The organism is Actinophytocola sp. (assembly GCF_035634895.1).
Taxonomy (GTDB): Bacteria; Actinomycetota; Actinomycetes; order Mycobacteriales; family Pseudonocardiaceae; genus Actinophytocola.
In genome coordinates this window covers 39,218-45,217 of the sequence record NZ_DASQCC010000260.1, presented here as the reverse complement: position 1 = coordinate 45,217, position 6,000 = coordinate 39,218, and the positions used below count along the sequence as shown (strand labels likewise).

Genomic DNA, 6,000 nt, shown 5'->3' with positions numbered 1-6,000 from the left:
GGCGGCTCCTGTTCGGGCAGACGGTGTCCGGGCTCGGCGGCCAGCTCACGCTCGTCGCCGTCCTTCACCAGGTCTGGGAGGCGACGCGTAACCCCGTCTGGACGGGCGCTGTGGGCATGGCGCAGGCACTGCCGCTTGATGCGGTGCTCGGGTTGTTCGCCGGGGCGCTGGTCGACCGGCGGGACCGGCGCAAGGTGTACCTCGTCGCGACGACCGGGCAGGCGTGCTGCTCACTCCTGCTGGCCGCTCAGGCGTTCTTCCTGGACGTCCCGGTAATGGCGGTACTGGTCGGCCCGGCGTCGGCCGGCCTCTTGTTGGGGCATGGGGCCCCGGCACCTGCTATGCCGTGGACGCTCACATACAGCGCCGCGCTGTACGGCGCGTTCAGCCTCCCCGCGATGCGGGTGAACGGCAAAGGCACCCCCGGCTCAAGCGCCCCGGCCAAGCGCCCCGGCCAAGCACCCCGGCCAAGCACCCCGGTCAGGCGACGCACCCCGGTCAGGCGACCACGGGCCCGGGGGTCCGGGGTCCGGGGGCAGAGCCCGCCGGGCGGGCTCCCGGGGGTTGCACCCCCGGAAAAGCCGCGGAGCGAGGCGGTTCGCGCTTTCCGCGAACACACCTCGCCCCGAGCGATCGATCGATCAGGCAGGTGGCTGTCCCTGCTGGAGGTCTGCTTCCAGCTCGCGAAGGCGCTCCTGGTGCTTCCGGGCGTGGTGGCCGCAGAAGAGGAGTTCGCCGCCGGAGGGAAGGATGGCCCGCACCTGGGCGGCTGCTCCGCAGCGGTCGCAGCGGTCAGCAGCTGTCAGGTCGGGGCGGGTGAGCGTTGTGTTCATGGCGATTCTCCCTCCGTCCCGGCATCCGGTGGAGTCCCGGTGCCGTTCGGCTGCGGCCACTGCTGGCGCGGTGTCGCAACCTCTACTCTTCCAGACGTTTGGGCCTTCGTCAGTGTTCCCGCTCTGATTGTGAGATCACTTGACCCATGAATTAACCCGGTTGTCGTATTCGGTCTCTCACATTGCAGGATCGCTACGTGGGCTCGATTGGTTCAGTGATACGCGCCACTCGCCTCCCGTCGCCGTTACTCTTCGTGATCGGCGGGGTGTCGATGTACCTCGGCGCGGCGGCGGCCGTGTGGCTGTTCGGCACGCTGTCTCCCGCGGCGGTCGCGTGGCTCCGGCAGCTCGGCGCCGCGGTGGTCCTGCTCGCCTGGCGACGGCCCGGACGTGCGGCGTGGCATGGGCGGATCTTCTGGCTGGCGGCGTTGTTCGGGATGGTCACCGCCGTCATGAACCTCGCGTTCTACGAGTCGATCGACCGGCTGCCGCTCGGCACGGCGGTCGCGCTGGAGTTCGTCGGGCCGGTTCTCATCGCCTCGTTTGGATCACGCTCCGTAAGGGACGTTGGGGCACTGTTACTGGTGGTCAGTGGCGTCGTCCTGATCGCGGACGTGCGTTGGGCGGGCAGCACGCTCGGTGTCTTGTTCGCTCTCAGCGCAGCGGTTCTCTGGGCCGGATACATCGTTCTGGGGAGAAAGGTCGCGCGTGGCGGGCAGGGCGTGGACGGTCTCGCGGTCGGCTTCGCCGTCGCGGCCGTGGTGCTGTCACCGCTGGCCCTGGGCACCGGCCCGGTGTGGACCTCGCCGCGTCTGCTCGTGCTCGGCCTGGGGGTCGGCGTGCTGGCCACGGTGGTGCCCTACGTACTGGACCAGGTCGTCCTACGGCGCATGGGACAGTCGCGATTCGCGTTGCTGCTGGCACTACTCCCGGTGACGGCCACGGCGATCGGGCTGGCCGTCCTGCACCAGGTACCGACGCCGTTGGAGGCGTTGGGCATTCTCGCGGTGGTCGTTGGTCTCACCATCCGGACACGGGACGGTGAGTCCGGTCCAGAACCGCTCTAGTCTGCCGCGATCGGCGTTCAAGCGATCGTAATCCGAACGTGCCAATCGATCGGCGGGACGGATCGAGAGTTACCACCCACGACAAAGAAGTGGCCCCTCCACCCTGGCGGGGGTGGAGGGGCCACTTGGTCAGGACCGGCTCACTCCAGATAGTCGCGAAGCACCTGCGACCGCGACGGGTGGCGCAGCTTCGACATCGTCTTCGACTCGATCTGCCGGATCCGCTCCCGGGTGACCCCGTAGACCTGTCCGATCTCGTCGAGCGTGCGTGGCTGCCCGTCGGTGAGACCGAAGCGCAGCCGGACGACGCCGGCCTCGCGCTCGGACAGCGTCGCCAGGACCGACTGGAGCTGGTCCTGCAACAGCGTGAACGACACCGCGTCGACCGCGACGACAGCCTCGGAGTCCTCGATGAAGTCACCGAGCTGTGAGTCGCCCTCGTCGCCGATGGTCTGGTCCAGTGAGATGGGCTCCCGGGCGTACTGCTGGATCTCCAGCACCTTCTCCGGGGTGATGTCCATTTCCTTGGCAAGCTCTTCCGGCGTTGGCTCGCGACCCAGGTCCTGGAGGAGCTCACGCTGTATACGGCCGAGCTTGTTGATGACCTCGACCATGTGCACCGGGATGCGGATGGTGCGGGCCTGGTCGGCCATCGCGCGGGTGATCGCCTGCCGGATCCACCACGTCGCGTAGGTGGAGAACTTGTAGCCCTTGGTGTAGTCGAACTTCTCGACCGCGCGGATCAGACCCAGGTTGCCCTCCTGGATCAGGTCCAGGAACGCCATGCCGCGGCCGGTGTAGCGCTTGGCCAGCGACACGACCAGGCGGAGGTTGGCCTCCAGCAGGTGGTTCTTGGCGCGCTCGCCGTCCCGCACGATCCACCGCAGGTCGCGGCGGAGCTGCGGGTTCAGCTTCTCCGCGGACTCCTCCTCGGCCTTGCGCACCCGCTCCGCCGCGTACAGGCCGGCCTCGATCCGCTTGGCGAGCTCGACCTCCTCCTCGGCGTTGAGCAGCGCGACCTTGCCGATCTGCTTCAGGTAGGCACGAACGCTGTCCGCCGACGCCGTGAGCTCGGCGTCCTTGCGGGCCTGCCGCAGGGCCTCGGACTCTTCCTCGTCCCAGACGAAGTCGCCGTCCTTGGTCTCCTTGGGGTCCTTCTCCTCGACCTCTTCGACCGTGTCCTCGACGACGTCGGCCTCGATCTCGACGTCCTCGAGATCCTCGAGGTCCGGGGAGTCGAGATCGGGCTCCTCGCCGTCGCCCGGCTCGCCGTCGGCGGGCGAACCCGCCTTCTTCGTGGCGTCGGCCTTGGTCTTCTTGGGCCCGGCGGACTTGGTCGCGGTCGTCTTGCGCGGCGCGCGCGGCTTCGTGGCGGCGCCGGCCGTCTTATTGGTCGCGGTCTTCAAGCTCGGCTTCTCAGTGGTTTCGTCGGTGTCCGGCTGGGCGTTGGCCGACTTGGCCGCGCCCGCCGAAGCGGTGGAGCGTCGGGTTGCGGTTCGTGCGGCTGCCACGTACGCCCTTTCGCTGCTCATCACTGGCAACGCCAGGCACTCTGTGAATGACTGGCCTGCCGGAGTTCGGGGAACGCCCCGCGACCTGAGCCGCGGGCACTGTTCCATTGTAACTACGAAGGAGGCAGTGCGGGCGTCGGCCCGGGATACGAGACGATCAGTTTTTGCTGGTTCAACGTTCAATATTCGGGGCGACGCGCACCCCGGCAGGCCCCCGTTCGGGGCGACGAGCTCCGGTCAGCCGTCGTGGCCCACCTTGGCGGCCCGTGCGGCGCCCACGATGCCGGCGTCGTTGCGTAGCTCGGCGGCGACCACGCGGGTGCGCACGTCCAGGAGCGGCAGCCACTTGTCGGCCTTCTTGCTGACCCCGCCGCCGGCGATGATCAGGTCCGGCCAGATGAGGTCCTCGAGGCTGCGGACGTAGCGGGAGACGCGTACCGCCCACTCCTCCCACGACAGGTCCTGCTCCTCCTTGACCGACGCGGCCGCGCGGGTCTCCGCGTCGTGCCCGTCGACCTCCAGGTGGCCGAACTCGGTGTTGGGGACGAGCTTCCCGTTCAGGAACAGGGCGCTGCCGATGCCGGTGCCGAAGGTCAGCAGGACGACGACCCCGTGCTGGTCGTCCGGCCAGCCGTAGGTGATCTCGGCGACGCCGGCCGCGTCCGCGTCGTTGAGCACGACGACCTCGTCATGCTCGCGCTTGAGCCGGTCGGCGAACAGCGAGCCGGCGTCCGTGCCGAGCCACGACTTGTCGATGTTCGCGGCCGTGTGCGCCACGCCGTGCTTGATGACCGCGGGCAGCGTCACCCCGAGGGGCTCGGTCCAGCCGAACTCGTCGACGATCTGCTTGACGACGTCCGCGACCGCGTCCGGCTTCGAGGGGTCTGGCGTGGGGATCCGCACGCGTTCCCCGACCAACTTGCCGACGTCTAGATCGACCACGCCGCCCTTGATGCCTGACCCGCCGATGTCCACGCCGAAGCCGAGGGTTGCAGCCATCCCCACGGTTCCCTTCGTACTCGATTCAGTGACGCTTTCCCCGGAGGTTATCCGGATGTGGTCGGATAGGTCTCGTGGGAGCCACGGAAGTGCTGCTGGACGTTGCCGTATCGGTAGCTCGCGAGGCCGCCGCGCTCGCCATGAGCTCCCGTCCCAGCGCGATCCACGACGTGGACACCAAGACGTCGAAGACCGACGTGGTGACGGCCGCGGACGTGGCGGTGGAGAAGCTGGTGCGGTCCAGGCTGTCGGAGCTGCGGCCCGGTGAGCCGGTCTTCGGCGAGGAGACGGGTGGCGCCCAGGCCGCGCCCGGCCAGGTCTGCTGGGTGGTCGACCCGATCGACGGCACCGTCAACTACCTGTACGGCCTGCCCTGGTACGCGGTCTCGCTGGCGGCCCAGGTGGACGGCGTGTCCGTGGCCGCGGCGGTGGTCGAGCCGGAGACCGGCCGCGAGTGGACGGCGCTGCGTGGTGGGGGTTCGTGGCGGAACGGGGTCGAGCTGCGTGTCTCGACCGCCACCCGGCTGGACATGGCTCTGGTCTCGACCGGCTTCGGCTACCGCGCGGAGCTCCGGTCGTGGCAGGCTGCCGGGATTGCCCGGTTGCTCCCGAAAGTCCGTGACATCCGCCGGCCAGGGGCCGCGTCGCTGGACCTGTGCTCGGTGGCGGCCGGCTGGGTGGACGGCTACGTGGAACACGGCCTGTCCCGCTGGGACTGGGCAGGCGGCGCACTGGTCGCCGAGGAGGCGGGCGCGGTGGTGCGACTGCCCACCTCAGCCGACGCGGTCGGTCCGGGCCTGATCTTCTGCGCGACGCCGGGCATCGCCGACCAGTTGCTGGCGGCGGTCAAGGAGGTCGGGCTGACCGAACAGACGCCTTAGCACTTCGTGTCGCGTGCCGCCGTCAGGAGCTGCGGGTTGAGGTCCGGCTGCGCGTTCGCCTGTAAACCACCCTGTGCGGGGTTCTGCTTGGCGAAGTCGTTCAGGTCCTCCAACAGCTGCTTGCCCGCGCTGTTGGGGTCCAGGTCGTCGAACTTCTCGCCGAGCGCGATGTCCACGGTCGCGTCCTGCCGGCCGTCCCGGACCAGCTCCGCGCAGGGTTCGAGCAGGCTGAGCGTCCGCGCCGCGGCGGTGCCCTGTGTGCCGAACCGGATCTGGGACCGGCAGGTCATGGACTCGCCGTAGAGCGTGTCGTTGGCCGGGTCGGCGACCTGCGTGAACCCGTAGCCCTTGAGGTTCTCCGTCACCAACCTGGCCTGGCCACGCTGGCTGCTCGCGTTGACGACCCGGACCAGCACCGAGCCGGGCAGCGCCGGCTTCGTGCGGTCCAGCGCGTTCGGCTCCAACGCCTTTCCCAGCGTCGGCTTCGGCTGGCCGGCGGGCACGGTCGGCGTGGTGGTCGGCTTGTCGCAGTGCACGAACGCCGTCGTGTCGTCGTCCGAGTTCATGATCCGCAACCACACGATGGTCGCCGCGATGCCGAGCACCAGGATCAGCAGGAACGCGGGCAACGGCCGGCGCTTCCGGTAGCGCTGACCACCGCTTCTCATGACGTTCCCCGCCGCCACAATCCCCGCCCTCCTGAGCTTGC

Annotated in this window: 6 protein-coding genes; 2 read left to right on the top strand and 4 right to left on the bottom strand. The window is 69.2% G+C overall.

All coding sequences use genetic code 11. From position 1 onward, the window contains the following. Positions 1 to 641: 641 nt before the first annotated feature. Positions 642 to 833, bottom strand: coding sequence for a DUF7455 domain-containing protein (locus tag VET29_RS40310; protein WP_324931463.1), 192 nt, complete (start codon positions 831 to 833; stop codon positions 642 to 644). Positions 834 to 1,105: 272 nt separating this feature from the next. On the opposite strand from VET29_RS40310, the gene VET29_RS40305 reads away from it, so the two are divergent. Beyond that, positions 1,106 to 1,900 (top strand): EamA family transporter, encoded by a 795-nt coding sequence (locus tag VET29_RS40305; RefSeq protein WP_324931477.1) that lies wholly within the window; start codon positions 1,106 to 1,108, stop codon positions 1,898 to 1,900. 140 nt (positions 1,901 to 2,040) lie between these two features. Here the strand turns inward: VET29_RS40305 and VET29_RS40300 are convergent, their stop codons facing one another. Then, on the bottom strand, positions 2,041 to 3,411 hold the full coding sequence (locus tag VET29_RS40300) for an RNA polymerase sigma factor (protein WP_324931474.1): 1,371 nt from the start codon (positions 3,409 to 3,411) through the stop codon (positions 2,041 to 2,043). Between the two features lie 237 nt (positions 3,412 to 3,648). Then, complete coding sequence (gene ppgK / locus VET29_RS40295) at positions 3,649 to 4,410, bottom strand: polyphosphate--glucose phosphotransferase (RefSeq protein WP_324931460.1); 762 nt, start codon at positions 4,408 to 4,410, stop codon at positions 3,649 to 3,651. A gap of 65 nt (positions 4,411 to 4,475) precedes the next feature. On the opposite strand from ppgK, the gene VET29_RS40290 reads away from it, so the two are divergent. Continuing rightward, on the top strand, positions 4,476 to 5,291 hold the full coding sequence (locus VET29_RS40290; RefSeq protein ID WP_324931470.1) for an inositol monophosphatase family protein: 816 nt from the start codon (positions 4,476 to 4,478) through the stop codon (positions 5,289 to 5,291). Here the strand turns inward: VET29_RS40290 and cei are convergent. After that, on the bottom strand, positions 5,288 to 5,959 hold the full coding sequence (cei, locus tag VET29_RS40285) for an envelope integrity protein Cei (protein WP_324931457.1): 672 nt from the start codon (positions 5,957 to 5,959) through the stop codon (positions 5,288 to 5,290). The two genes, VET29_RS40290 and cei, sit on opposite strands and share 4 nt — an antisense overlap. Positions 5,960 to 6,000 lie beyond the last annotated feature (41 nt).